At 65.9% G+C, this 23,481-nt stretch carries 24 protein-coding genes and 1 pseudogene; 12 read left to right on the forward strand and 13 right to left on the reverse strand.

Features of this window, described 5'->3' with window-relative positions:
• Positions 1-130 precede the first annotated feature (130 nt).
• On the forward strand, positions 131-832 hold the full coding sequence (pyrF, locus tag ACXHGZ_RS05240) for an orotidine-5'-phosphate decarboxylase (RefSeq protein WP_084854940.1): 702 nt from the start codon (positions 131-133) through the stop codon (positions 830-832).
• Positions 833-1,151: 319 nt separating this feature from the next.
• Here the strand turns inward: pyrF and ACXHGZ_RS05245 are convergent, their stop codons facing one another.
• Positions 1,152-2,153 carry an NADP-dependent oxidoreductase gene (locus ACXHGZ_RS05245; protein WP_324817731.1) on the reverse strand — a complete coding sequence of 334 codons (1,002 nt, stop codon included), beginning with the start codon at positions 2,151-2,153 and terminating at the stop codon, positions 1,152-1,154.
• A gap of 234 nt (positions 2,154-2,387) precedes the next feature.
• Between ACXHGZ_RS05245 and ACXHGZ_RS05250 the strand changes: the two genes are divergently transcribed.
• Positions 2,388-3,149: an SDR family oxidoreductase gene (locus ACXHGZ_RS05250; RefSeq protein WP_480462740.1), complete on the forward strand. Its 762-nt coding sequence runs from the start codon at positions 2,388-2,390 to the stop codon at positions 3,147-3,149.
• Between the two features lie 3 nt (positions 3,150-3,152).
• Here the strand turns inward: ACXHGZ_RS05250 and ACXHGZ_RS05255 are convergent, their stop codons facing one another.
• Positions 3,153-3,998: a lipopolysaccharide kinase InaA family protein gene (locus ACXHGZ_RS05255; protein ID WP_480462742.1), complete on the reverse strand. Its 846-nt coding sequence runs from the start codon at positions 3,996-3,998 to the stop codon at positions 3,153-3,155.
• Between the two features lie 261 nt (positions 3,999-4,259).
• A complete protein-coding gene (locus ACXHGZ_RS05260) occupies positions 4,260-5,429 on the reverse strand; it encodes an MFS transporter (protein ID WP_480462743.1) in 1,170 nt (389 codons plus the stop codon).
• Between the two features lie 305 nt (positions 5,430-5,734).
• On the opposite strand from ACXHGZ_RS05260, the gene ACXHGZ_RS05265 reads away from it, so the two are divergent.
• The 3 genes and pseudogenes from ACXHGZ_RS05265 (at position 5,735) to ACXHGZ_RS05275 (ending at position 9,286) form a co-directional block, all read left to right on the forward strand.
• Complete coding sequence (locus ACXHGZ_RS05265; RefSeq protein WP_480462744.1) at positions 5,735-7,132, forward strand: aminotransferase-like domain-containing protein; 1,398 nt, start codon at positions 5,735-5,737, stop codon at positions 7,130-7,132.
• A gap of 1,068 nt (positions 7,133-8,200) precedes the next feature.
• Positions 8,201-8,377: pseudogene (locus ACXHGZ_RS05270) on the forward strand (HAMP domain-containing protein); the annotation flags it as partial.
• A gap of 204 nt (positions 8,378-8,581) precedes the next feature.
• Positions 8,582-9,286, forward strand: a complete 705-nt coding sequence (locus tag ACXHGZ_RS05275) for a methyl-accepting chemotaxis protein (protein WP_411969632.1) — start codon at positions 8,582-8,584, stop codon at positions 9,284-9,286.
• A gap of 137 nt (positions 9,287-9,423) precedes the next feature.
• On the opposite strand, the gene ACXHGZ_RS05280 is transcribed toward ACXHGZ_RS05275, so the two are convergent.
• Positions 9,424-10,614 carry a benzoate/H(+) symporter BenE family transporter gene (locus tag ACXHGZ_RS05280; RefSeq protein WP_084854947.1) on the reverse strand — a complete coding sequence of 397 codons (1,191 nt, stop codon included), beginning with the start codon at positions 10,612-10,614 and terminating at the stop codon, positions 9,424-9,426.
• Positions 10,615-10,758: 144 nt separating this feature from the next.
• On the opposite strand from ACXHGZ_RS05280, the gene ACXHGZ_RS05285 reads away from it, so the two are divergent.
• Entirely contained in the window at positions 10,759-11,361 is a 603-nt protein-coding gene (locus ACXHGZ_RS05285; RefSeq protein ID WP_480462745.1) for a glutathione S-transferase family protein, read from the forward strand.
• A gap of 127 nt (positions 11,362-11,488) precedes the next feature.
• Here ACXHGZ_RS05285 and ACXHGZ_RS05290 read toward each other — a convergent pair whose 3' ends face one another.
• From ACXHGZ_RS05290 to ACXHGZ_RS05310, 5 genes are all read right to left on the reverse strand, one after another.
• Positions 11,489-11,860: a glutaredoxin family protein gene (locus ACXHGZ_RS05290; RefSeq protein ID WP_480462747.1), complete on the reverse strand. Its 372-nt coding sequence runs from the start codon at positions 11,858-11,860 to the stop codon at positions 11,489-11,491.
• Positions 11,861-11,921: 61 nt separating this feature from the next.
• Positions 11,922-12,467 (reverse strand): GTP cyclohydrolase I FolE, encoded by a 546-nt coding sequence (gene folE, locus ACXHGZ_RS05295; RefSeq protein ID WP_084854950.1) that lies wholly within the window; start codon positions 12,465-12,467, stop codon positions 11,922-11,924.
• A gap of 70 nt (positions 12,468-12,537) precedes the next feature.
• Complete coding sequence (locus ACXHGZ_RS05300) at positions 12,538-13,098, reverse strand: Smr/MutS family protein (protein ID WP_084854951.1); 561 nt, start codon at positions 13,096-13,098, stop codon at positions 12,538-12,540.
• A 180-nt stretch (positions 13,099-13,278) separates the two neighbouring features.
• Entirely contained in the window at positions 13,279-13,599 is a 321-nt protein-coding gene (locus tag ACXHGZ_RS05305; RefSeq protein ID WP_084854952.1) for a hypothetical protein, read from the reverse strand.
• Between the two features lie 58 nt (positions 13,600-13,657).
• The gene (locus ACXHGZ_RS05310) at positions 13,658-14,248 is read right to left on the reverse strand and encodes a cysteine hydrolase family protein (protein WP_084854953.1); all 591 of its coding nucleotides are present in this window, start codon (positions 14,246-14,248) and stop codon (positions 13,658-13,660) included.
• Between the two features lie 178 nt (positions 14,249-14,426).
• On the opposite strand from ACXHGZ_RS05310, the gene prmB reads away from it, so the two are divergent.
• Complete coding sequence (gene prmB, locus ACXHGZ_RS05315; protein WP_465001842.1) at positions 14,427-15,335, forward strand: 50S ribosomal protein L3 N(5)-glutamine methyltransferase; 909 nt, start codon at positions 14,427-14,429, stop codon at positions 15,333-15,335.
• Positions 15,336-15,454: 119 nt separating this feature from the next.
• On the opposite strand, the gene ACXHGZ_RS05320 is transcribed toward prmB, so the two are convergent.
• On the reverse strand, positions 15,455-16,243 hold the full coding sequence (locus tag ACXHGZ_RS05320; RefSeq protein WP_480462750.1) for a hypothetical protein: 789 nt from the start codon (positions 16,241-16,243) through the stop codon (positions 15,455-15,457).
• A 197-nt stretch (positions 16,244-16,440) separates the two neighbouring features.
• On the reverse strand, positions 16,441-17,403 hold the full coding sequence (locus ACXHGZ_RS05325) for an alpha/beta hydrolase (RefSeq protein WP_480462752.1): 963 nt from the start codon (positions 17,401-17,403) through the stop codon (positions 16,441-16,443).
• A gap of 231 nt (positions 17,404-17,634) precedes the next feature.
• Here ACXHGZ_RS05325 and aroC point away from each other — a divergent pair, with 231 nt between their 5' ends.
• From aroC to ACXHGZ_RS05340, 3 genes are all read left to right on the forward strand, one after another.
• Positions 17,635-18,726, forward strand: a complete 1,092-nt coding sequence (gene aroC, locus ACXHGZ_RS05330) for a chorismate synthase (RefSeq protein ID WP_084854957.1) — start codon at positions 17,635-17,637, stop codon at positions 18,724-18,726.
• A gap of 142 nt (positions 18,727-18,868) precedes the next feature.
• Positions 18,869-20,023, forward strand: coding sequence for an MFS transporter (locus ACXHGZ_RS05335; RefSeq protein WP_480462754.1), 1,155 nt, complete (start codon positions 18,869-18,871; stop codon positions 20,021-20,023).
• Positions 20,023-20,559, forward strand: a complete 537-nt coding sequence (locus tag ACXHGZ_RS05340; RefSeq protein ID WP_480462755.1) for an oxidase — start codon at positions 20,023-20,025, stop codon at positions 20,557-20,559. Before ACXHGZ_RS05335 ends, ACXHGZ_RS05340 begins: the two co-directional genes overlap by 1 nt.
• A 100-nt stretch (positions 20,560-20,659) precedes the next feature.
• Here the strand turns inward: ACXHGZ_RS05340 and ACXHGZ_RS05345 are convergent, their stop codons facing one another.
• Positions 20,660-20,932: a DUF3509 domain-containing protein gene (locus ACXHGZ_RS05345; protein WP_224458345.1), complete on the reverse strand. Its 273-nt coding sequence runs from the start codon at positions 20,930-20,932 to the stop codon at positions 20,660-20,662.
• A gap of 274 nt (positions 20,933-21,206) precedes the next feature.
• Here ACXHGZ_RS05345 and ACXHGZ_RS05350 point away from each other — a divergent pair, with 274 nt between their 5' ends.
• Both ACXHGZ_RS05350 and ACXHGZ_RS05355 read left to right on the forward strand, forming a co-directional pair.
• A complete protein-coding gene (locus ACXHGZ_RS05350; protein WP_084854961.1) occupies positions 21,207-21,728 on the forward strand; it encodes an ankyrin repeat domain-containing protein in 522 nt (173 codons plus the stop codon).
• A gap of 59 nt (positions 21,729-21,787) precedes the next feature.
• Positions 21,788-22,318 carry a hypothetical protein gene (locus ACXHGZ_RS05355; protein ID WP_480462757.1) on the forward strand — a complete coding sequence of 177 codons (531 nt, stop codon included), beginning with the start codon at positions 21,788-21,790 and terminating at the stop codon, positions 22,316-22,318.
• A 118-nt stretch (positions 22,319-22,436) separates the two neighbouring features.
• Here the strand turns inward: ACXHGZ_RS05355 and ACXHGZ_RS05360 are convergent, their stop codons facing one another.
• The gene (locus ACXHGZ_RS05360) at positions 22,437-23,375 is read right to left on the reverse strand and encodes a ZIP family metal transporter (RefSeq protein ID WP_480462759.1); all 939 of its coding nucleotides are present in this window, start codon (positions 23,373-23,375) and stop codon (positions 22,437-22,439) included.
• Between the last annotated feature and the right edge of the window lie 106 nt (positions 23,376-23,481).

Genomic DNA, 23,481 nt, shown 5'->3' on the forward strand with positions numbered 1-23,481 from the left:
CCGTGTATCCGTTGGTTCAATTATAGGCGCGACCGGGGGCCGGGCCAATTCTCGTGACCCGTGGCCCCCAAAGGTGGCGCCACTTCGTTTACAATGCGCGCCGTTTTCGACTTGCCAAGAGACCCTGCCCATGTCCGCCTGCCAGACGCCCCTGATCGTCGCCCTGGATTTCCCTACCCGTGAGGCCGCCCTGAAGCTGGCTGACCAGCTCGATCCTGCCCTGTGCCGGGTGAAGGTCGGCAAGGAGCTGTTCACCAGCAGCGCGTCGGGCATCGTCGAGACGCTGTGCGAGAAGGGCTTCGAGGTGTTCCTCGACCTCAAGTTCCACGATATCCCCAACACCACGGCGATGGCGGTCAAGGCTGCGGCCGAGATGGGGGTATGGATGGTCAACGTGCATTGCTCCGGTGGCCTGCGCATGATGGCGGCCTGCCGTGAAGAGTTGGCCAAGCGTAGCGGGCCGCAGCCGCTGCTGATCGGCGTGACGGTGCTGACCAGCATGGAGCGTGAAGACCTGGCCGGTATCGGCCTGGATGTCGACCCGCAGGAACAGGTGCTGCGCTTGGCGGCGTTGGCCGAGAAGGCGGGGATGGACGGGTTGGTGTGCTCGGCGCTGGAGGCTCCGGCGTTGAAGGCGGCGCATCCGTCGTTGCAATTGGTGACCCCGGGGATTCGCCCGGCGGGCAGTGCGCAGGATGACCAGCGGCGGATTCTGACGCCGCGCCAGGCGTTGGATGCGGGGTCGGATTACCTGGTGATCGGGCGACCGATCAGCCAGGCGGCGGACCCGGCGCAGGCGTTGGCGGCGGTGGTGGCTGAGATTCGCGGTTGATTTGAGGCGGGGCGCGTTTGCCGTTCTTGTTCGTCGTGGCAGCGCCGGTGCCTGTGAGATCGAGCGCCGCCCGCGCGGCGCATCGCGAGCTGCGCTCGCTCCTACGTTTGTTTCGGGCCAATTATTCCTGGGGGATTTTCGCGCGGGCGCCTTGGGGCATGACGCAATTTCGTGCCGTACGAACCAGGCGGTCGCGCGCGCCTGTCACAGGCGTTACTGGCCGTAAACAAACGTAGGAGCGAGCGCAGCTCGCGATGCGCCGCGCGGGCGGCGCTCGATCTCACAAACACCACCCACTCAAGCCCTACCAAGCCAAACCTCAAACCTTGAGCACCAGCTTCCCGAAATTCTCCCCGCTGAACAGCTTGAGCAGCGTCTCCGGGAAGGTCTCCAACCCTTCCACCACATCCTCCTTGCTCTTCACTTCGCCACTGGCCAGCCAGCCGGCGATCTCCTGGGCGGCCTTGCCGTACTCCTTGGCGTAGTCCATCACCACGAAGCCTTCCATCCGTGCGCGGTTCACCAGCAGTGACAGGTAGTTGGCCGGGCCTTTGACGGCGTCCTTGTTGTTGTACTGGCTGATGGCCCCGCAGATGATCACGCGGGCCTTGAAGTTCAGGCGGCTGAGCACGGCGTCGAGGATGTCGCCGCCAACGTTGTCGAAGTACACGTCCACGCCTTTGGGGCATTCGCGCTTGAGGCCGGCCAGCACGTCTTCGGCCTTGTAGTCGATGGTGCCGTCGAAGCCGAGCTCTTCCTTGAGGTAGCGGCACTTCGCTTCGCCACCGGCGATACCGACCACACGGCAGCCCTTGAGCTTGGCGATCTGCCCGGCAATGCTGCCCACCGCGCCGGCGGCGCCGGAGATGACCACGGTTTCGCCGGCCTTGGGCTGGCCGACGTCGAGCAGGGCGAAGTAGGCGGTCATGCCGGTCATGCCCAGGGCCGAGAGGTAGCGGGGCAGGGGAGCCAGGCGTGGGTCGATCTTGTACAGGCCCTGGGGTTCGCCGGTGAAGTAGTCCTGCACGCCGAGCGGGCCGTTGACGTGGTCGCCGGGCTGGAAGCCCGGGTGCTTGGAGGCGATCACTTCGCCTACGCCCAGGGCGCGCATCACCTGGCCCAGGGCCACGGGTGGGATGTAGGACTTGCCTTCGTTCATCCAGCCGCGCATGGCGGGGTCCAGGGAGAGGTAGAGGTTCTTGACCAGCACCTGGCCTTCGGCGGGCTCGGCGGCGGGGGCTTGTTCGTAGGTGAAGTCGTCGCGGCGTACGGCGCCGACGGGGCGTCTGGTCAGCAGGAAGCGGCGGTTGGTGTGGGCCATGGGGGTTCCCTTGGGTTTGGGGTTGGCAGTGCCGGCGCAATCGCGGGTTGTCCCTCGATCGGGGCTGTCACGAAACTACAATTCAACCCACTTGATAGCCCCAAGGGGTTCTTCGGGGCAAGCACCACATCCTCTGGAAATACACCCTGATCCACCCGGATGATCCTGCTGCCCAGCGGTCGCATGATCTGTCTAGACTCCCCCTGCACAACAACCAGCATGCAGGAGCCAGCAATGAGTATGACCTTTTCCGGCCAGGTTGCCCTGGTCACCGGTGGCGGGGCGGGGATCGGCCGGGCGACGGCGCTGGCGTTCGCCGACGAGGGCTTGAAGGTGGCGGTGGCCGACCGTGATGTGGCCGGCGGCGAAGCCACCGTGGCGCTGATCCGCGAGGCGGGTGGGCAGGCGCTGTTCCTGGCGTGCGACGTTACCCGCGAGCGCGAGGTGCAGGCGCTGCATGAACAGGTCATCGAGGCCTATGGTCGCCTGGACTATGCCTTCAACAACGCCGGCATCGAGATCGAGAAGGGCCGCCTGGCCGAGGGCAGCGAGGCGGAGTTCGACGCGATCATGGGGGTGAACGTCAAGGGCGTGTGGCTGTGCATGAAGTACCAGTTGCCGCTGATGCTGGCCGCCGGTGGCGGGGCCATCGTCAATACGGCCTCGGTGGCGGGGCTGGGTGCGGCGCCGAAGATGAGCATCTACAGCGCCTCCAAGCATGCGGTGATCGGCCTGACCAAGTCAGCGGCGATCGAATACGCCAAGAAGGGCATCCGGGTGAATGCGGTGTGCCCGGCGGTGATCGACACCGACATGTTCCGCCGCGCCTACGAGGCAGACCCGCGCAAAGCGGAGTTCGCCGCGGCGATGCATCCGGTTGGGCGCATCGGCAAGGTGGAGGAGATTGCCAGCGCGGTGCTGTACCTGTGCAGCGATGGGGCGGCGTTCACCACCGGGCATAGCCTGGCTGTGGATGGTGGGGCCATGGCCATCTAAGAATCAGTACTGGGCGTTGACGGTGCCTGTGAGAAAGATATCGCGACGCTCCAATCGTCCGATGTCCTGATGCTTGGCAATCCGGTATACCCGCTCGAATGCCTCCCGGTCGATATGTGGAAAATAGTGTGAGAGGGCTTGTTCCACCTGGGTGTCGTAATCGGCTTCGGTGATGTAGCGGTAGACTTCGCGGAAATAGAAGAACCCGAACTGGAAGCCCAGCGTTTCACCAAGGAAGTCTGTTGGGACGTGGAAGCTATTTTCCAGATCGATGGCTTGGGGCTGGGCGCCAGGTTGGGTTGGCAACATGATATTGGCAGCCCATAGGTCCATATGAGTAATGCCCAGGCTATGGAGAGCGTGCAGCAACTCGAAAGCAGCCCGGATTATGTTGTCGATCGCCTCTGGGCTCTGACGCAGTATGGCCAGCCCATCGTGATATTCATCCAGGTGTTGGGTAATCAGGAACAGGTCCTGCACCAGCCCGAGCTTGGAGCGGCTATAGCCATACCCTACCAAGGGTGGTACACGAGCGCCGCGTCGCGAAGCCTCTTGTGTGTTGATCAGTTCCTCGAGCGGCCAATCGAACATGCCATTGCGTTTTGGGCGACCTCTTTGCACGCGCCATTTCTTCTTCAGTGAGTCGAGCTTTTCACGCTTGGTGAAGAATGCTCGCTCCGGGCAATCGAGAGGAGTGCTGATGCGTTTGCTGCGGCTGGCCTGGTCGATCAACCGCTCGAGCGCATGTCGGGTATGGGGACGCAGAGGGGCTTTGAAATGCAGAGTGGTGCGTTGGTGCTTTACGACATGCGGAAAATCATTGGACCATTCTGGGGTATTGCGGACCACGCTACATCCTTGTGAGTATCAAAAGGCCATCATTCCTTGGAATATTACAGTTATTTCACCTTTCTGTTGCAAATTTAAATTTACATGCGCCCCTGTCCATGGCTGTCCTCTCGGCGTTGTTCGATGTTGTGGGAGCGGGCTTGACCCGCGATTGGGCCGGGCCTGCCTTCGCGGTGGTATGGCACGGGCTTCGCCCGTGATCGCGGGCAAGCCCGCTCCCACAGGGGCCCTGCTGCCCATTGGGTTACCGTTGTCCTGGGTCTATAAGGGCTGCGCTGCTTTGCGAACAGCGCTATCGCGCGTCGCCATCATCAATGCCAGGCCAACCGCCACGCACCCCAGCAACAACGCCGCCCCAAACACCACCAGCGCCGTCCGCGAACCGAGCCGGTCACTGAGCATGCCGGTAAAGATCACCGGCAAACTGAACCCCAGGTAGGCCAGCAGGAAGAACCCTGCGCTGGCGCGGGTCTTCTCGGTGCCGGCCAATTGGTTCACCGCCGCCAGCCCACCCAGGTAGATGAACCCGTAGCAGGCGCTGCTGGCCGCCACTGCGCCGGCCAGCACGGCCAGCAGATGCCCGCTGTCGGCGCCCCAGGCCAGCAGGGCATAGCTACACGGCAGGATCACCAGCCCCAGCAGGGTGGCGCGGGCGCTGGGCAGGCGGCGGGCCATGGGTTGGAACAGCAAGCCGCAGCTGATCACGCAAAACGTAGAGAACCCCGACCAGGCACTCAGGCCGTGTTGTCGCAGGATGCCGGGCAGCAGGGCGATCACCAGCCCGACACAGGCCCATGCGAGCAGGATGGCCAGCCCGTAGGCCAGGCTGCCGGCGGGGTAGCAGGGCAGGCGCAGCATGGCGCTGCGTTGTGCGGGCCGTGGGTCGGGCAGGCGCCAGACGAGCGCGAGGGCGAGGGCGGCGAGGGCCAGCTGCAGGTGGAAGCTGCCGGGCGTCAGGGTCGGGCCGCTCAGCAGGAACAGGCTGGTCAGCGCAGCGCCAAGGCCGAAGCCCAGGGAGGTGCTGGCGGTGACCCAGTTGGCGGCGCGGCGGGTGTCGCCGCCGGCCATGAGTTCGCCCATGTAGGCGGTGGCGGTCGCCGAGGCCAGGCCCGTGCCCAAGCCGAGGAACAGGCGGGCGATGCCCAGGGTCTGCAGCCCGGGGGCCAACAACATCAGCACGGTCGCGACCATCGACAGGGCCAGGGCGGCGAGGATCAGCGGGCGTCGGCCGATGCGGTCGGCCAGGCCGCCGAGGGCCAGCAGTACCGGCAGCACGCCCAGCACGTAGCCAGAGAAGGCTACCGCGGTGGCGGCGGCGCCTTGGCCGGAGAGGTCGGCGTAGGCGATGTACAGAGGGGCCTGGAGGTTGACCGCCAGGGTGATCAGGCAGAGGGCGAAGGCCAGGCGGGCCGGGGCTGAACGGGTGGGCATCGGGGTATCCTTGATGGGGTGTCTGTTCGGGCCCAATCGCCGGCAAGCCGGCTCCCACCTGTCCTGCGCTGACACCGCTGTACCTGTGGCTGGCTTGCCAGCGATAGGGGCGGCCGAGCAACCAAGACAGTTGCTCCCACAAGGACCGGTGTGCACCCCGCCTGGGTGAGCGCCGCTTCTGTGGGAGCCGGCTTGCCGGCGATTGGGCCGGTAGGGGCACAGTGCCCCCAGCCCAAACCACTCACAAGACACAGGGCCACCTCATTTATGCTTAACTGTTCGCCAAAAAACAGCGAACACTTGCCATGCCCATCCACTTGGACCGCCAGTCCACCACCCCTCTGGTGCAACAGCTCACCGACCAGCTCCAAGCCTGGATCGAACACCAGCGCCTGCGCCCCGGCGCACGCCTGCCCTCCATCCGCACCCAAGCGCGCACACTAGCGGTCAGCGCATCCTGCGTGATCGAGGCCTACGACCGCCTGGTCGCCAGCGGCTGGCTGGAGGCGCGCCATGGCACCGGCTTTTTCGTCGCCGAGCGCAAACCCGGGCTCGCGGTCGAGGACGCCCAACCTTGGGGCGAGGCCGGTGACGGTAGCTGGCGCCAGTTCCGCGAAGGCCACGACGAGCTGCTCAAGCTCGGCTGCGGCTGGCTGCCCGGCGCCTGGCGCGCCAACGCCGAGCTGGCCCAGGCCATACGCCAGGTCAGCCGCGGCAGCGTAGAAGACCTGTTCGACTACTGCCCACCCCTGGGCCTGGCCAGCCTGCGCCAGCAGTTGCACAAGCGTCTGGCCCGCCTGGACATTCCCGCCGGCCCGGAGCGCATCCTCACCACCCAAGGCGCCAGCCACGGCCTCGACCTGCTGGTGCGCACCCTGTTGCGCCCAGGCGACGCGGTGCTGGTGGAAAGCCCCGGCTACTACAACCTGTTCAACCTGCTGCGCCAGCACCAGGTGCGCATGCTGCCGGTGCTGCGCACGGCCAGCGGCCCGGACCTGGAGGCCCTCGAGCGGCTGTTGGCCGAGCATCGCCCGCGCTGCCTGTTCATCAACAGCCTGTACCACAACCCGACCGGTACCAGCCTGACCCCCAAGGTCGCCTATCGCTTGCTGGAGCTGGCCCGGGAACATGACCTGCGGATCGTCGAGGACGACCTCTACGCCGACTTCCAGGACGGCCCGGCCACCCGCCTGGCCACCCTCGACAGCGAGCAGCGGGTGATCTACATGGCCAGCTTCTCGAAGACTTTGAGCAGCTCCCTGCGGGTCGGCTACCTGGTGGCCGACGCCGCGCTGATCGCCCGCCTGGCCGAATTGAAGATGGTCACCGGCATCGGCACCTCGCGCTTTGCCGAGCAGGTGGTGGGGCAGATGCTCGCCACTGGCAGCTACCGCAAGAGCGTGCAGCGCCTGCGGGTGCGCCTGGGGCAGCACATGGCCAAGGTGCTGGGGCAACTGGAGGCGTTTGGCTGGGAGGTGTTCTGCGAGCCCTATGGCGGCATGTTCGTCTGGGCCCGGTCGCCGGGGCGAGATTTTGCCAGCCTGGAGCGCATCGCCCTGGAGCACGCGGTGCTGCTGACGCCGGGCAGTGCCTTCGACCCAGAGGGCGCGCCCAGCGATTGGCTGCGGATCAACGTCGCCTACGGGCAGGACAAACGGGCCCAGGCGTTCTTTCGGCACGCAGGGCGACCTTCAGCATGCTGAAAGCGACAGGGTCATAGCTATTTGACACCATTGTGGTGGCTGGGTCTTGTGGGTGGGGGGCGGGTGTTGCCACTCTTGGCTGAATAAAAAGGGCTGCTTTGCAGCCCATCGCGGGGCAAGCCCGCTCCTACAGGAATGCGCGAACCCTGTGGGAGCGGGCTTGCCCCGCGATGGGCCGCACAGCGGCCCTAAAACGCAGGGGGGGAAAAGGCAATGAGGGCAACCCAACACGGTGTTCTGGCCAACCTGGGCATGGCCCGCAAGCTCGGCCTGGGCTTTGCCTTGGTCCTGCTGCTGACCCTGGCGGTCGCCGCCATCGGTATCTTCGCCCTCCACGGCGTCGGCCAGCGCTTCGACAGCCTGCGCCAGATGAGCCAGTTCAACACCGACCTGCTCAAGCTGCGCCAGCATGAGCAATCCTTCGCCCTGCGCTCGGACATCAAGGAAGCCGAAGCCCTGCGCAACGACCTGAAAAGCCTGGTAGAGCGCGCCGGCAGCCTGCCCGCCCTGGCTGCCGCCCAAGCCGACCTCAGCGCCTATGGCCAGGCCTTCGACGTCTTCGTCGAAGCGGTGCAGGCCAAGGAGCTGGCCCTGGACATGGCCAGCTGGTCGGTGTCCAGCGTGGCCAACAACCTCGATGTGCTGCAGATGGGCCTGGCCGACGACGGCACTTATACCCTCAAGCAGTCCCAGGGCCAGCAGGGCAGCGAGTTCCTCGAGCAGGCCGGGCAGGTGGCCCAGGTGTCGCGGCTGATGCTGCAGGCCATGGACGAGGCGCGGGTGCGCCTGGAGCAGGGGCGCAAGGGCGAGGAGGCGGTCAACGAAGGGCGCATCGCCCAGACCGTCGAGGCCGGCGCGCTGGTCGAGCAGCTCAAGGGCTCGGTGGCCGATGCCGGTTACCAGAGCGTGCTGGGTGAAGTGGCCGGGCACATCGCCAGCTTCTCGGAAAAGCTCAACGAATACACCGACCTGCTGGCCAAGGAGCAGGGCATCAAGGCGCAGCTGCAGGCCCGCGCCGAACAGGTCACCGCACGGGTCGACCAGGCCTACGCCGCCCAGGAGCAGGCCATGCAGGGCGAGCTGGCCCGCAGCGCCGTCGCCATCGGCCTGGCCACGGCCTTGGCGCTGCTGGTCGGTGTGCTGGCCGCCTGGTTGATCACCCGTGCCGTGGTCGGCCCGCTCAAGCGCGTGATCGCCCGGGCCCAGCGCATCGCTGCGGGCGATCTGGCGATCGACAGCGAAACCACCCGGCGCGACGAAGTCGGCCAGCTGACCCTGGCCATGCAGCAGATGGCGGCGGGGCTGTCCGGCATCGTCAGCGGCCTGCAGCAGGGCATCGAACAGTTGGCCGGCAACGCCCAGGCGCTGTCGGCGGTCACCGAGCAGACCAACCGCGAAGTGGGCAGCCAGAAGGAAGAAACCGAGCAGGTGGCCACGGCCATGCAGCAGATGACCGCCACCGTGCACGATGTGGCGCGCAACGCCGAGGAGGCCGCCCAGGCCGCGCAGAGCGCCGACGACAAGGTCGAGTCCGGCCAGCAGGTGGTGCGTCAGAGCATGCAGCGGATCGAGCAGTTGGCGGCGGCGGCGGAGACGGCCAGCGCCAGCATCGACAGCCTCAGCGACGAGATCCACACCATTGGCGATGTGCTCGAAGTGATCAAGAGTGTGGCCGAGCAGACCAACCTGCTGGCGCTCAACGCGGCGATCGAAGCAGCCCGGGCCGGGGAGCAGGGCCGTGGCTTTGCTGTGGTGGCCGACGAGGTGCGGGCCCTGGCCCGGCGCACCCGGCAGTCCACCGAGGAGATCGAGCGCCTGGTCGCCAGCCTGCGTGGCAATGCCGCCCAATCGGTGGCGCAGATCCGTGGCAGTACCGAGCTGGTGCGCCTGGCGGTGGCCGACGCCCTGCACACCGAAAGCGCGCTGGGCAGCATCGCTGCGGCGGTTTCATTGATCCAGCAGATGAACCAGCAGATCGCCGCAGCGGCGGAGCAGCAGAGCTCAGTGGCCGAGGAGATCAGCCGCAGCGTCACGCAGATCCGCGGCAGTGCCGACCAGGCGGCGTTGGCCATGCAGGACAATGCCCGGTCCAGTGTGGAGCTGGCGCAGTTGGGCGATGAGCTGAAAGGAATGGTGGGGCATTTCCGGCTGTAAATCTGTAGGAGCGGCCTTGCGCCGCGAAAGGGCCGCAAAGCGGCCCCCGACATGCTGTGCCATGGCGCAAATCCTGGGGCCGCTTCGCGCCCCTTTCGCGGCGCAAGGCCGCTCCTACAAAGGGTTTTGCGTGGGTTTCAGGCTTTGCGCGGGCTCAGGATCAGCAAGGTCAGCACCCCCGCCACGATCCCCCAGAACGCCGAGCCGATGGAAAACAAGGTGAACCCCGAGGCCGTGACCATGAAGGTGATCAACGCCGCCTCCCGCTCGCGCACCTCGCCCATGGCCACGCTCAACCCGTTCATGATCGAACCGAACAGCGCCAGCGCGGCGATCGACAGCACCAGCTCCTTGGGCAGCGCCGCGAACAGTGCCGCCAACGTGGCCCCGAACACGCCGGCGATGCCGTAGAAGATCCCGCACCACACCGCCGCGGTGTAGCGCTTGCTCGGGTCTTCATGGGCATGTGGCCCGGTACAGATCGCCGCGCTGATCGCTGCCAGGTTGATGCCGTGGGAGCCGAACGGCGCCAGCAGCAGCGAGGCCAGGCCGGTGGCCGAGATCAGTGGTGAGGCCGGCACCTGGTAGCCGTCGGCGCGCAGCACGGCCACGCCCGGCATGTTCTGTGAGGTCATGGCCACCACGAACAACGGGATGCCGATGCTGATGGTCGCCGCCAACGAGAAGCTTGGGGTGGTCCACACCGGCTTCGCCACCTCCAGGTGGAAGCCGCTGAAGTCCAGCAGGCCCAGGGCACCGGACAGCGCCGTGCCCACCAGCAGTGCAGCCAGCACGCAATATCGCGGCGACAGGCGCTTGACCACCAGGTAGCTGAAGAACATGCCCAGGACCAGCACGGTGCGGTGCTGGGCGGCGACGAAGATCTCGCTGCCGATCTTGAACAGGATCCCGGCCAGCAAGGCCGAGGCCAGCGACGCCGGGATACGCCGCACCAGGCGCTCGAAGCTGCCAGTCAGGCCGCAGACCAGCACCAGCACTGCGCAGGTGATGTAGGCGCCGATGGCCTCGCCATAGCTGACCCCGCCCAGGCTGGTGATCAGCAGCGCCGCGCCCGGAGTCGACCAGGCGATGGTCACCGGCGTGCGGTAGCGCAGCGACAGGCCGATGCTGCACACCGCCATGCCGATCGACAGGGCCCAGATCCACGAGGAGATCTGCGCATTGGTCAAGCCCGCAGCCTGCCCGGCTTGGAACATCAGCACCAGCGAGCTGGTGTAGCCGGTGAGCATGGCGATGAAGCCGGCGACGACGGCCGACGGGGAACTGTCTGCCAGGGGGCGCAACGGCGCGGAGGTGGCATCGGTCATGGAAAAGTCCTTGTAAACGTGTAAGCAGTTTTTTCAGCGTACCGTGACCCGGCGCAATGCTTGCCATACAGCAACCATTGCATTTAGCCGTACAGTCGCCAATTATTGGGCACGATTGCGCAACTGCACGAGAGGGAAGGGGTGATGTACAAGGTCTATGGCGATTACCAGTCAGGCAACTGCTACAAGGTCAAGTTGATGCTGCACCTGCTGGACCGCCCTTACACATGGCATCCGGTGGACATTCTCAAGGGCGAGACCGAGACGCCCGAGTTCCTGGCCATGAACCCCAACGGCAAGGTGCCGGTGTTGCAGCTCGAGGACGGTACCTGCCTGTGGGAGTCCAACGCCATCCTCAACTACCTGGCCGACGGCAGCGAGTTCCTGCCCAGCGAACCGCGCCTGCGCACCCAGGTGCTGCAATGGCAGTTCTTCGAGCAGTACAGCCACGAGCCCTACATTGCCGTGGCGCGTTTCATCCAGTTCTACCTGGGCTTGCCGGATGAGCGTGTGGAGGAGTATCGCAAGCTGCACAAGGGCGGCTACAAGGCGCTCAAAGTGATGGAGCGGCAACTGCAGATGACCCCATACCTGGTGGGAGAGCAGTATTCGATCGCCGATGTGGCGTTGTACGCCTACACCCATGTGGCCCATCAGGGTGGGTTCGACCTGGCCGAGTACCCGGCGGTGCAGGCCTGGCTGGCGCGGGTGGCGAGCCATCCGCGGCATGTGCCGATGGTCGATTGAACCAGGCTGTTGTGTTGCCTGTGCTGGCCCTATCGCCGGCAAGCCGGCTCCCACAGGTTCGGCGCAGGTATCCCCTGTGGGAGCCGGCTTGCCGGCGATAGGGCCGGTACAGGCAGCCGCAGGCTGGTCAGATCGCCGAGAACCGCTTGTCCAGGTAGGCGATGATGTCCTTGGACTCGTACATCCAGGTCACCTTGCCCGCTTCCTCGATCCGCAGGCACGGCACCTTCACCCGGCCGCCGCCCTCGAGCAGGGCCTGGCGGTGCACCGGGTCGTTCTTCGCATCGCGCAACTGCACCGGCACGTTCAGGCGGTGCAGGGTGCGGCGGGTCTTGACGCAGAACGGGCAGGCATGGAACTGGTACAGCGCGAGGCCCTTGGCCTCCTGCTCGACACGGGCCTGGGCCGTGGCGTCGCGCTTGCGCTTGGCCGGGCGGCTGATCCAGTCGCCGAACACGATGAGCTGGCCGAGGCCGACCCGCAAGGCTTTGACGATCATGGGCAACTCCTGAAGACATGAAAAAGCCGACCCCAAGGGTCGGCTCGCAATCACCAGCCGATCACTTGATCAGGCTGAGGAACTCGCTGCGGGTCGCCGCATTGCTGCGGAATTCGCCGAGCATCACCGAGGTGATCATGGTCGAGTTCTGTTTTTCCACACCGCGCATCATCATGCACATGTGCTTGGCCTCGATCACCACGGCCACGCCGGCGGCGCCGGTCACCTGCTCCACGGCCTCGGCGATCTGGCGGCTGAGGTTTTCCTGGATCTGCAGGCGGCGGGCGAACATGTCGACGATGCGCGCGACCTTCGACAGGCCCAGGACCTTGCCCTTGGGCAGATAGGCCACATGGGCCTTGCCGATGAAGGGCAGCATGTGGTGTTCGCACATCGAGTACAGCTCGATGTCCCGGACCAGCACCATCTCGCTGTTGTCGGAGGTGAACAACGCGCCGTTGGTGACTTCTTCCAGGGTTTGTTCATAACCGCGGCAAAGGTACTTCATGGCCTTTGCGGCCCGCTTGGGCGTATCGAGCAGCCCTTCGCGGGAGACGTCCTCGCCGAGCTGGCTGAGGATCTCGGTGTAGTTCTGTTCCAGGGACATGGATCTACCTGTGGGGATTAATCGCAAAGACGAAGGGTACGGCGGCCAGGGCCATGCTGCAAGCGCGGCGTCACTCGTCGCGGCCTTCGAGCATGGTCCGCTTGAGCATCACGTACACCGCGCCCGTGCCGCCGTGGCGGGGCTGGCAGGAGGCGAAGCCGAGCACCTGCGGGTGCTGGCGCAGCCAGGTGTTGACGTGGCTCTTGATCATCGGGCGCTTGCCATCCAGGCGCGCGGCCTTGCCATGGGTGACGCGTACGCAGCGCACTTCCAGCTTGGTGGCTTCGGCGATGAAGTCCCAGAGCGTCTCGCGGGCTCGCTCCACGGTCATGCCGTGCAGGTCGAGGCTGCCCTCGAAGGCGATCTGGCCGAGCTTGAGCTTGCGGATCTGGCTTTCCTGCACACCGTCGCGACGCCACATCAGCTCGTCCTCGGCGCCCACATCGATGACGAATTGGTCGGACAGGCCGTCGATCACCAAGGGCTGGTCGCTGCGCACCGTCGCGGCCTGGCGCAGGCCGGCCAGCTGCTTGCGGTCGGCCTTGGGCTTGCCGACATCGGCGCGGTCGTGCTTGATCGGTTTCACGCCGCGGATCTCGGCCCGGAACAGGGAAAAATCGTCGTCTTGCATGCTGCCTCCACGTGGGCGGCGTAGTGTACGCGAAAGCGCTTGTATGTAGGAGCGGCCTTGTGCCGCGAAAGGGCTGCGAAGCGGCCCCAGGATCTGGGCCATTGCACAAAACGTTGGGCCGCGCCGCGGCCCTTTCGCGGCACAAGGCCGCTCCTACAGGGGATGCCGGTGATCACACCGTCAGTCGTGCTTTTTCATCAGGTGCGGCGCCAGGTTCAGCCCATGCCCCCGGCGCAGGCGGATACGGCTGCGGCGCCAGAAACGCACGCCCAGGTACAGCAGCACCAGCCCGCCGACCGTGAGCGTCACGGCCAGGGGGCGGTTGGCATTGAGTTCGGCCAGGGCGTCGTAGTTGCCCAACAGGCCGGCAATGCCGGCCATGGCCAAGAGGATGCCCAGGGTCGCCACCAGGGCGGACAGGCCGGCCGCCAGGCGCGCGCCCCAGTTGCGCGGCTCGCGCTGGCGCAGGCGCTTGGCGTCGAAACTGCCTTTGAGCTTCATTCCGATGTCCTCTGTGGGTATCCGGAATTCGACCTCGGGTCGGCCCTTGGGTTCCGCCTCAGATCAGGCTGGCGGTCGGGGCGACGCAGGCGAAGTTGTCGGCCATCACGGCCATTTCGCACTGGTGGATCTGTGCGGCCGGGATGACCGTGTCCTTGAAGGCCAGGTCGCGGGTGGTGGAGGCATCCTCGACCAGGGTGCAACGATAACCATAGTCCTTGGCGCGGCGTACGGTGGTGCTGACGCTGGAGTGGCTCATGAAGCCGCAGACGATCAGGTCCAGGTGGCCCAGCTCCTGCAGCGTCTCGTGCAGCTTGGTGTTCTTGAACGCGTTGGGCATGCGCTTTTCGATGACGATTTCGCCTTCGCGCGGCTCAAGGCCCGGGATGAACTCGCCGCGGGCGCCCTGGGGGTCGAACAGGCCGCCGACGGTGCCCAGGTGGCGGACATGGATGATCGGACGGCCGGCTTTGCGTGCGGCGTCGAGCAACCGGGCGATGTTGGCCACGGCCTCGTCCATGCCCGACAGCGCCAGGGGACCGCTGAGGTACTCCTTTTGCGCATCGATGATGATCAGGCTGGCTTGGCCCAGCTTGGCCGGCGGGTAGTCGCGGCCGCTGAGGCGGAACATCGTGGTTGGAACGGACATCAAGGGCTCCTTGGGTAGGGCTTTTGTATACCTATTCTCCCCTGCAACGGCGACAATGTGAATGGTTGACATTGCAGGCGGCATGGTTACTGGCTTCTGGCTACCGGCGGAGGATTCCGGGGGAACATTTGCGGCGGCGGGCTGTTAGACTTTTGTACTGTCTGAAAAGGAGTCCCCCGTGATCACATCCCGTCTGCGCACCCTGCGCGACCATATCCGCTGGGCGGTCAGCCGCTTCCATGAGCACGAGTTGTTCTTCGGCCACGGTGCCGACAACGCCTGGGACGAAGCCCGCCTGTTGGTGCTGGGTGCCGTGCACCTGCCGTGGGAAGTGGCCGACAGCTACCTGGATTGCCAGTTGGAAGATGACGAGCGGGTGCGCCTGCAGCATCTGCTCAAGCGCCGTATCGAAGACCGCGTGCCAACGGCCTACCTGCTGGGCGAGGCGTGGTTCTGCGGTATGTCGTTCCTGGTCGATGAGCGTGTGCTGGTGCCTCGTTCGCCCATCGGTGAGCTGCTCGAGAAGCGCTTGGAGCCCTGGCTGGCGGCCGAGCCGGCGCGCATCCTCGACCTGTGCACCGGCTCCGGGTGCATCGGCATCGTCGCCGCCGACGTGTTCCCCGAGGCTGAAGTGGTGTTGGCCGACCTGTCCTTCGAGGCGTTGGAGGTGGCCAACCAGAACATCGAGCGCCATGGCTTGGAAGAGCGGGTCTATACCGTGCAGGGCGATGGCTTCGCCGGGCTGCCGGGGCAGCGTTTCGACCTGATCCTGTCCAACCCGCCGTATGTCGATGCCGAAGACTTCGCCGACATGCCGGCCGAGTACCACCACGAACCCGAGCTGGGCCTGGCTTGCGGCAACGACGGCCTGGACCTGGTGCGGCGCATGCTCGCCGAGGCGGCCGACCACCTGACCGAGAAGGGGCTGTTGATCGTCGAGGTGGGCAACAGCCAGGTGCATGTGGAGGCGTTGTACCCCGAGGTGGACTTCGCCTGGCTGGAGTTCGAGCGTGGCGGGCATGGCGTGTTCATGCTGACGGCCGAGCAGTGCCGGCAGCATCGGGAGCTGTTCCGCTCCAGGGTGTGATGAAGTGGGGCTGCCTTGCAGCCCTTTCGCGGCACAAGGCCGCTCCTACAAGGGAATGCGATCTTCTGTAGGAGCGGCCTTGTGCCGCGAAAGGGCCGCAAAGCGGCCCCCGTACACGCTCAGCGCGTAGCGATCCAGATCAACAACCCGGCCTGGAACACCGCGAACGCCACCAGGCAGGTGATGGTAAAGCGCAGCCCGCTGTCCTCGCGCCGGTACTTGGCCACCCGCTCATCGCGCTCGCGCAGTTGTGCTTCCTTCTCCAGCAACTGCTGTTCGGCCTGCTGCAACATGCCCGCCGCTTCGAGGATGTCGACGCGCTGCACCTTCTCGCCGTTCCAGCTGCCTTTGAGCTGCCCCACCGGGGTCTCCACGATTCGCGCCTTGAGCAGTTGCCCGTCGGCGTATTCCACGTCCAGGCCCGCGCCGCGCAGCACGTGATCACGACGCAGGCGGCTGTCTTCGTTGAGGGCGTCCTTGCTCGGTAGGCTCATGCCTTGGACTTGGTAATGCGACCAGCGCCGCTGCAGCCATTGCACCGCCTGGCCGAGCAGGAAGCGGCCCAGGCCGCGGTTCAGCGGCTCGAGCTGCAGCCCGCTGTCGTCGCCGATGCGCACCAGGTGCTGCTCGTGGTCGACACGGATGTCCAGGTGGTTCTGTTCCTTGCGCACCTTCTGCCCAGGCAGGCGGATCACCAGGCGCAACAGGCTGTGTTCCTTGCTGTGGCGTTCGGCATGGCCAAATTCGACGAAGCGCAGCGGCCGCGCGCCGCTGGTGCGTTCGGTGGGCAGCGGCGCCAGGCGCAGCAGCTGGAAGTGTTCCGGGGCCAGGTCTTCCCAGGGCAGCGGGGCGCTTTCAGGGGCTTGTGGCTCTTCGTCCGCCTCAACGGCGGCGGGGGCGTCGGTCATCAGGGGTGTCCTCGAATGCACGGTGGGCGGGATACGGGGCTGCTGGGCAGCCCTTTCGCGGCACAAGGCCGCGCCTACAGGCGCAGCGATCCTTCTGTAGGAGCGGCCTTGTGCCGCGAAAGGGCCGCAATGCGGCCCCGAAGCACCGCCTCGATAACCCCCGTTATCGGCAGCGAAAACGACTTCCTGAGCCCGATCTACTCCCGTGCCACCTGGCGAACGAACGCGACGATCCGTTCCCCCAGCTCCCGGGCCAGCGGCAGCGCTGGGTTGCGGTAGCTGTCACGCTGCTGGCTCATGTCCCGAGGGCTGATGCGCAGCATGTGGTTCATGCCGTCGATCACCACCAACTGCGCATCGGGCTTGGCCGCCTTGAGGCGCTCGGCGTCGGCCACCTCCACCTGCACGTCGTTGCGGCCCTGGAGGATCAGTGCCGGCATCGGCAGGCGGGCGAAGGCCGCCGCCGGGTCCTGGCGCAACAATGAGATCAGGTACGGCTGCACGCTCGGGCGGAACACCTCGCGCAGCGGTGCGGGCACGTCGAGGGTGGTCTGCCCGGCCTGTAGGCGGTCGATCACGGCATTGCCCTGCGCCAGTTGCGCAGGCGGCAGGCGCTGGGCCAGCTGTTCGCGCAGCACGTCCGCCACCGGCCTGCCGCTGCCGGCCACGGTGATCACCGCGCTGGCGCCGGCCTGTTCGGCAGCCAGGCTGGCGATCAGCGCACCTTCGCTGTGGCCGAGCAGGATCAACGGGCCGAAGCGCGGGTCAGCCTTGAGCATTCGGCTCCAGGCCACGACATCGGCTACGTAGCGCTCGACGCTGAGGTCGCGCTCGTCGGGGGTGGCCGGCTGGCTGGCGGCCACGCCGCGCTTGTCGAAGCGCACGCTGGCGATGTGCTCGCCGGCCAGCAGCAGGGCCAGGCGCTTGAGGTTGTCCAGGCGGCCGCTGGCGGGGTTGTTGCCATTGCGGTCGGTGGGGCCGGAGCCGGCGACGATCAGCACCACCGGTGGCGGCGTCTGCTCCTGGGGCAGCAACAGGCTGCCATGGAGCACGCCCTGGCCGGTGTCCAGGTCGATGGGGCGTTGCAGGACAGTGGGGGCGGCGGCCTGGGCGAGGCTGGTGCACAGCAGCAGGAGGAGGGCGGCGAGGCGCAACATCATTGGGCTACTACTTGGAGGGATGTCGGTTGGACCGGGGGCTTGGCGGAAGGTTCTGGTTCGGTGTTCGCCTGTACTGGCCTAATCGCGGGGCAAGCCCGCTCCTACAAGCGCTGCGGTAAACCTGTGGGAGCGGGCTTGCCCCGCGATTGGGCCAGTACAGGCAACCTATCCAGCGGAGTTTTCCGTATACTGCCTGCCTCCTTCAAATTCAGGCAGATTCGCGGAGCGCCCATGTCCGGCAATACCTACGGCAAGCTGTTCACTGTCACCACCGCTGGCGAAAGCCACGGCCCGGCGTTGGTCGCCATTGTCGATGGGTGCCCGCCAGGCCTGGAAATCACCCTGGGCGACCTGCAGCATGACCTCGACCGGCGCAAGCCGGGCACCAGCCGGCACACCACCCAGCGCCAGGAAGCGGACGAAGTGGAGATTCTCTCGGGCGTGTTCGAAGGCCGCACCACCGGCTGCTCGATCGGCCTTCTGATCCGCAACACCGACCAGAAGTCCAAGGACTACTCGGCGATCAAGGACCTGTTCCGCCCGGCCCACGCCGACTACACCTACCACCACAAGTACGGCCTGCGCGACTACCGCGGTGGTGGCCGCAGCTCGGCCCGCGAGACTGCCATGCGCGTGGCTGCCGGCGCCATCGCCAAGAAGTACCTGGCCACCCAGGGCATCCGCGTGCGCGGCTACATGAGCCAGCTGGGCCCGATCGAAATCCCGTTCAAGAGCTGGGACTCGGTGGAGCACAATGCCTTCTTCAGCCCCGACCCAGACAAGGTGCCGGAGCTGGAGGCCTACATGGACCAGCTGCGCCGTGACCAGGACTCGGTCGGCGCCAAGATCACCGTGGTCGCTGAAGGCGTGATGCCGGGCCTGGGCGAGCCGATCTTCGACCGCCTGGATGCCGAGCTTGCCCATGCGCTGATGAGCATCAACGCGGTCAAGGGCGTGGAAATCGGTGCGGGCTTCGCCAGTGTCGCCCAACGCGGCACCGAGCACCGTGACGAGCTGACTCCGCAAGGCTTCCTCAGCAACAACGCCGGCGGCATCCTCGGCGGCATTTCCTCTGGCCAGCCGATCGTCGCCCACCTGGCGCTCAAGCCGACCTCCAGCATCACCGTGCCCGGGCGCTCCATCGATATCGAGGGCAACCCGGTGGAGGTGGTCACCAAGGGCCGTCACGACCCGTGCGTGGGCATCCGCGCCACGCCTATCGCCGAGGCGATGATGGCCATCGTGCTGATGGACCACCTGCTGCGTCACCGAGCACAGAACGCCGACGTGAAGGTGAACACCCCGGTGCTGGGCCAGCTCTGAGAACGGTGTTCGTCAGTCAGGCACAGGTTGCCTGAACCGGCCCAATCGCGGGGCAAGCCCGCTCCCACAGGTTCTCCGCAGCCCTTGTAGGAGCGGGCTTGTCCCGCGATTGAGCCGGCACAGGGACCTCACAAGGTCAACCATGCCCCCGATCCCATACTGGCGCCTGTCCAGTTTCTACCTCTTCTATTTCGCCCTGCTTGGTTCCACCGCCCCGTTTCTGGCGCTGTACTTCGACCACCTGGGCTTCTCCCCGGCTCGCATCGGCGAGCTGGTGGCCATTCCCATGCTGATGCGTTGCATCGCCCCCAACCTGTGGGGCTGGCTGGGTGACCGCAGCGGCCAGCGCTTGGTCATCGTGCGCCTGGGGGCGTTGTCGACCCTGGCGACCTTCTCGCTGATCTTCGTCGACCAGAGCTACGCCTGGCTGGCACTGGTGATGGCCCTGCATGCCTTCTTCTGGCATGCGGTGCTGCCCCAGTTCGAAGTGATCACCCTGGCCCATCTGCACGGCCAGACCGCCCGCTACAGCCAGGTGCGCCTGTGGGGCTCGATCGGTTTCATCCTCACCGTGGTCGGCCTGGGCCGGCTGTTCGAGTGGCTGAGCCTGGACATCTACCCGGTGGCGCTGGTGGCGATCATGGCTGGCATCTTCCTCGCCAGCCTCTGGGTGCCCAATGCCCAGCCGGTGGAACAGGCCGAGCGCAAGGGGGCGGGGGGCTTCCTGCGTCAACTGGCGGCGCCAGGGGTGCTGGCGTTCTATGCCTGCGTCGCGCTGATGCAACTCAGCCACGGCCCTTACTACACCTTCCTGACCCTGCACCTGGAGCACCTGGGTTATACCCGTGGCGCCATCGGCCTGTTATGGGCGCTGGGGGTGGTCGCCGAAGTGCTGGTGTTCATGGCCATGAGCCGGATCTTCGCGCGCATCAGCGTGCGCCGCGTGCTGCTGGCCAGCTTCCTCTTGGCGGCGCTGCGCTGGCTGCTGCTGGGCACCCTGGCCGACATTCCGGCGGTGCTGGTCGTGGCCCAGGTGCTGCACGCGGCCACCTTCGGCTGCTTCCATGCCGCCGCCATCGCCTTCGTCCAGGGCAGCTTCGGCGCGCGCCAGCAAGGGCAGGGCCAGGCGCTGTATGCGGCCTTGTCCGGTACCGGCGGTGCCTTGGGCGCGCTTTATTCGGGCTACAGCTGGAAACTGCTGGGCCCGGCCTTCACCTTTGGTATGGCCAGCCTCGCAGCCTTGGCCGCAGCCGTTATCATTGCCCTTTGTTCGAAAGAAACCAGGAACAGCCCCTGATGAGCATTCTCAGCGTTTTCCACACATCCAGCCCCGAGGTGCCGAACAAGGTGCTGACCCACCATGACGACATCGCCGCGACCCTGGCCGAGCAAGGCGTGCGCTTCGTCCGTCGGCCCCATGAGCTACGCATCCGCCCGGGCACCAGCCGCGACGAGGTGTTGGCCGAGAGCCGTGGGTTGCTCGATGAGCTGATGACCGAATATGGCAGTGTGGCGTTCAGCCTGCTCGATCGCGATGGCCAGGCCCCGGCCGAGGCCGACCTGCGTGATGAGCATGTGCATGAGGCCGAGGAAGTGTTCGCAGTCGTCACCGGCCGTGCGCAGCTCAGCCTGCGGATGGGCGACCAGGTGTATGCGGTGCTGTGCGAGAAGGGCGATGTGCTGGTGGTGCCGGCCGGTGCCCGTCGTTGGTTCGACCTGGGCGACAATCCGTTCTGCCTGGCCTTGCGCCTGTTCGGCAGCGAGCAGGGCGTGCAGGCGCGGTATACCGGCGATATTTCGGCCCGGGCATTTGCTGGAATGGGTGAGCTCTAAAGCCAATCGCCGGCAAGCCGGCTCCCACAGGTATGGCGATGTCTATGAAACAGCGCAGGACCGGTGGGAGCCGGCTTGCCGGCGATTGGACTTTCCGTGCTTACCGATAGGTCGGCAAGGCAAAGCGCTGCTGGCTCTGCAACATCGAGATCACCGGCAACTCGCTGGCCTGTTCGGCCAAGTCACGGCGAATGGCACTGATCGCCCAGGACAATTGCTCCGCGCTGTGCAGCTGCGCGTACGACAGCACCCGGCGGGTGACCTTGCCGTCGGCGGCACGCAGGTTCAGCTGGATACCGCCATCGGGACGCGGTTGGGTTTCGACCTTGTAGGCGGAGAAGACCGAGGCGAATTTTTCCTGGATGAGGTCCATATCTCAACTCCTGACTGTTGTGTTTTGCAGACTCTGGAGTTGAGGGTTGCAGCGACCGTGCCAGGCACAGGTCGCTGAAAATTCCATTTAAAATCAACGGTTTGCTGATCAATTGCAGTGAAGTGACCGTGCATTGTGCAAGGTCGTGCATTTTGCACAGTGCATTTTGCAAGGGTCATAGGGTTTGCCTCTTGGCCCTATAGATTCTGAACCTTTGACCGCCCGGCATTGCCTGACGAACACTTGGGCGCTCGACTATGCCAGGAGGTTCCCGATGTCCGACCGACAACCCATCGCCATGACTGACGACGAAACCGCTGCGTTCGCTGAAGAAGTCTTCGAACGCGCCCGCCGGGGCGATGCGCAGATGCTCGAACGCCTGCTGCACAGCGGCCTGCCGGCCAACCTGCGCAACCACAAGGGGGACACCTTGCTGATGCTCGCCAGCTACCACGGGCACCATGACGCGGTGAAGGTATTGCTGGCCCATGGCGCCGACCCGCTGATCGCCAACGACAACGGCCAATTGCCGATCGCCGGTGCCGCGTTCAAGGGCGACCTGGCGATGATCCGCCTGATGCTCGAGCACGGCGTACCGGTGGATGCCGCCGCTGAGGACGGGCGTACCGCGCTGATGCTGGCGGCGATGTTCAACCGTGTCGAGATCCTCGACTTCCTGCTGGCCCAGGGCGCCGATCCGGCTCGCCAGGATGCCCGTGGCGCCACCGCCCTGGCCGCTGCCCAGACCATGGGCGCCGTCGACACCGCCGCACGCCTGCAGGCGCTGGCCGGCTAACCCTCCGGGGGCATTTGCGGCTATCCTTGGCGACTTTTTCGCAAGCCGCAGGCCCCCTCATGAAAAACCAGTTGCTCGAATTCATCAGCCTCATCGGCGCCGGCTGCATGCGCGAACAAGACATCGAGCGCATCGCCGACGAAGCCGCCCAGGCCTATGCCGACCCGGCCGCCTTCCTGGCCGCCAACCCGGACATCAACTACGACGACACCTTCCCCATCCCCCTGGGCGAGTGGGTAGTGCTCGGCAGCCTGCCCGATACCGTGCTGTTCCAGGCCGACAGCTACCAGGAGCTGTTCGAGCGCATCACCGATTCGTTCGACAAGAGCGTGCCGTTCACCCTCAAGCCCAAGCAACTGGCGCGCACCGAGGCGCTGACCGCGCTCAACCGCATCCAGGTGCAGATGGCCGCCATGAACAAGGAAGCGGGTGGCTACGTGCTGCTCAACTTCAGCCAGTTGCTCGATGACGAGCTGCAGATGGTGATGGTCGGGCAGAACGACCTGGCGCGGGTGCTGGAGCTGGGCGGGGCGTTGGGCATCAAGGTGGAGCCGGCGCTGGAGGCGTTGCGCGTCGCGGTGCACGTCTGACAATGAATGGGGCCGCTTTGCGGCCCTTTCGCGGCACAAGGCTGCTCCTACAGGGGATCACGAATGCCTGTAGGAGCGGCCTTGTGCCGCGAAAGGGCTGCAAAGCAGCCCCAAAATCTCACCCCAACGCGGTATCGAGAAACATCATCACCCCGAACCCGCCCATCAGCCCCAGGGTCGCCGCGGTCTGGTGCCCGTTGCGGTGGGTTTCGGGAATTACCTCGTGGGACACCACGAAGATCATCGCCCCGGCCGCCAACCCCATGCTGATCGGGTAGGCGAGGGCGAAGCCGGTGGAAATGCCCAGGCCGATCACCGCGCCCAGTGGCTCCATCAGGCCGGAGCCGATCGCCACCAGCGCCGCCTTCACGTTGGAAAGCCCGGTGGCACGCAGTGCCAAAGCCACGGCCAGGCCTTCGGGGATGTCCTGGATGGCGATGGCACTGGTCAGCGGCAGGCCGATGTTCATGTCGCCGTTGGCGAAGCTCACCCCGATGGCCATGCCTTCGGGCAGGTTGTGCAGGGTGATGGCCAGCACGAACAGCCAGACCCGGCTGATCCGTTCCGCTTCCGGGCCGCACGGGCCGGTGCTTTCATGCTCATGGGGGGTGAAGCGGTCGAGGCCCAGCATCAGCAACACACCCAGGCCCATGCCCAGCACCACGGTAAAAGCCGCAGCCGGGCCGTTGCCGGTGATTTCCCGGGCGGCGTCCAGGCCAGGCAGGATCAGCGAAAAGGAGCTGGCCGCGAGCATCATGCCGGCGGCAAACCCCAGCATCACGTCCTGGCTGCGTGCGCTGACATCGCGCAGCACCACTGCCAGCACCGCGCCCAGAGCGGTGGCGCCGAACCCGGAAAGGCCGCCCAGCACCGCCAGGTGCAGGTTGTTGGCATGGTCACCCTGGACGGCATTCCACAGGCTGGCCGAGAGCAGGGCGAGCACCGCCAGCAGGCTCAGGCCCAGCCCGGCACTGAGCCAAGGGGCAGTGGTGGCTTGTTGGCGCCAGGCGCTGAACAGTGAGACGGGTGCGGTAGTGGGGGACTGGGCGGGTGGCATGCGAACCTCGAGGTAAATCCGTTGCTGGCAGTCTACCCAGTGACCGATGCCAGCGCCCAAGGATTCCCTTCTATCGACGTAATAGCCGACTATGCTTGGCGGCAAT

The sequence above is a fragment of the Pseudomonas shiyinii genome, from assembly GCF_056725765.1.

Excerpts from the sequence above, each read along its gene's own strand:
- pyrF (WP_084854940.1), top strand. The coding sequence starts at position 131 with ATGTCCGCCTGCCAGACGCCCCTGATCGTCGCCCTGGATTTCCCTACC.
- ACXHGZ_RS05245 (WP_324817731.1), bottom strand. The coding sequence starts at position 2,153 with ATGGCCCACACCAACCGCCGCTTCCTGCTGACCAGACGCCCCGTCGGC.
- ACXHGZ_RS05250 (WP_480462740.1), top strand. The coding sequence starts at position 2,388 with ATGAGTATGACCTTTTCCGGCCAGGTTGCCCTGGTCACCGGTGGCGGG.
- ACXHGZ_RS05260 (WP_480462743.1), bottom strand. The coding sequence starts at position 5,429 with ATGCCCACCCGTTCAGCCCCGGCCCGCCTGGCCTTCGCCCTCTGCCTG.
- ACXHGZ_RS05265 (WP_480462744.1), top strand. The coding sequence starts at position 5,735 with ATGCCCATCCACTTGGACCGCCAGTCCACCACCCCTCTGGTGCAACAG.
- ACXHGZ_RS05275 (WP_411969632.1), top strand. The coding sequence starts at position 8,582 with ATGACCGCCACCGTGCACGATGTGGCGCGCAACGCCGAGGAGGCCGCC.
- ACXHGZ_RS05280 (WP_084854947.1), bottom strand. The coding sequence starts at position 10,614 with ATGACCGATGCCACCTCCGCGCCGTTGCGCCCCCTGGCAGACAGTTCC.
- ACXHGZ_RS05285 (WP_480462745.1), top strand. The coding sequence starts at position 10,759 with ATGTACAAGGTCTATGGCGATTACCAGTCAGGCAACTGCTACAAGGTC.
- ACXHGZ_RS05290 (WP_480462747.1), bottom strand. The coding sequence starts at position 11,860 with ATGATCGTCAAAGCCTTGCGGGTCGGCCTCGGCCAGCTCATCGTGTTC.
- folE (WP_084854950.1), bottom strand. The coding sequence starts at position 12,467 with ATGTCCCTGGAACAGAACTACACCGAGATCCTCAGCCAGCTCGGCGAG.
- ACXHGZ_RS05300 (WP_084854951.1), bottom strand. The coding sequence starts at position 13,098 with ATGCAAGACGACGATTTTTCCCTGTTCCGGGCCGAGATCCGCGGCGTG.
- ACXHGZ_RS05305 (WP_084854952.1), bottom strand. The coding sequence starts at position 13,599 with ATGAAGCTCAAAGGCAGTTTCGACGCCAAGCGCCTGCGCCAGCGCGAG.
- ACXHGZ_RS05310 (WP_084854953.1), bottom strand. The coding sequence starts at position 14,248 with ATGTCCGTTCCAACCACGATGTTCCGCCTCAGCGGCCGCGACTACCCG.
- ACXHGZ_RS05320 (WP_480462750.1), bottom strand. The coding sequence starts at position 16,243 with ATGACCGACGCCCCCGCCGCCGTTGAGGCGGACGAAGAGCCACAAGCC.
- ACXHGZ_RS05325 (WP_480462752.1), bottom strand. The coding sequence starts at position 17,403 with ATGATGTTGCGCCTCGCCGCCCTCCTCCTGCTGCTGTGCACCAGCCTC.
- aroC (WP_084854957.1), top strand. The coding sequence starts at position 17,635 with ATGTCCGGCAATACCTACGGCAAGCTGTTCACTGTCACCACCGCTGGC.
- ACXHGZ_RS05335 (WP_480462754.1), top strand. The coding sequence starts at position 18,869 with ATGCCCCCGATCCCATACTGGCGCCTGTCCAGTTTCTACCTCTTCTAT.
- ACXHGZ_RS05340 (WP_480462755.1), top strand. The coding sequence starts at position 20,023 with ATGAGCATTCTCAGCGTTTTCCACACATCCAGCCCCGAGGTGCCGAAC.
- ACXHGZ_RS05345 (WP_224458345.1), bottom strand. The coding sequence starts at position 20,932 with ATGGACCTCATCCAGGAAAAATTCGCCTCGGTCTTCTCCGCCTACAAG.
- ACXHGZ_RS05350 (WP_084854961.1), top strand. The coding sequence starts at position 21,207 with ATGTCCGACCGACAACCCATCGCCATGACTGACGACGAAACCGCTGCG.
- ACXHGZ_RS05355 (WP_480462757.1), top strand. The coding sequence starts at position 21,788 with ATGAAAAACCAGTTGCTCGAATTCATCAGCCTCATCGGCGCCGGCTGC.
- ACXHGZ_RS05360 (WP_480462759.1), bottom strand. The coding sequence starts at position 23,375 with ATGCCACCCGCCCAGTCCCCCACTACCGCACCCGTCTCACTGTTCAGC.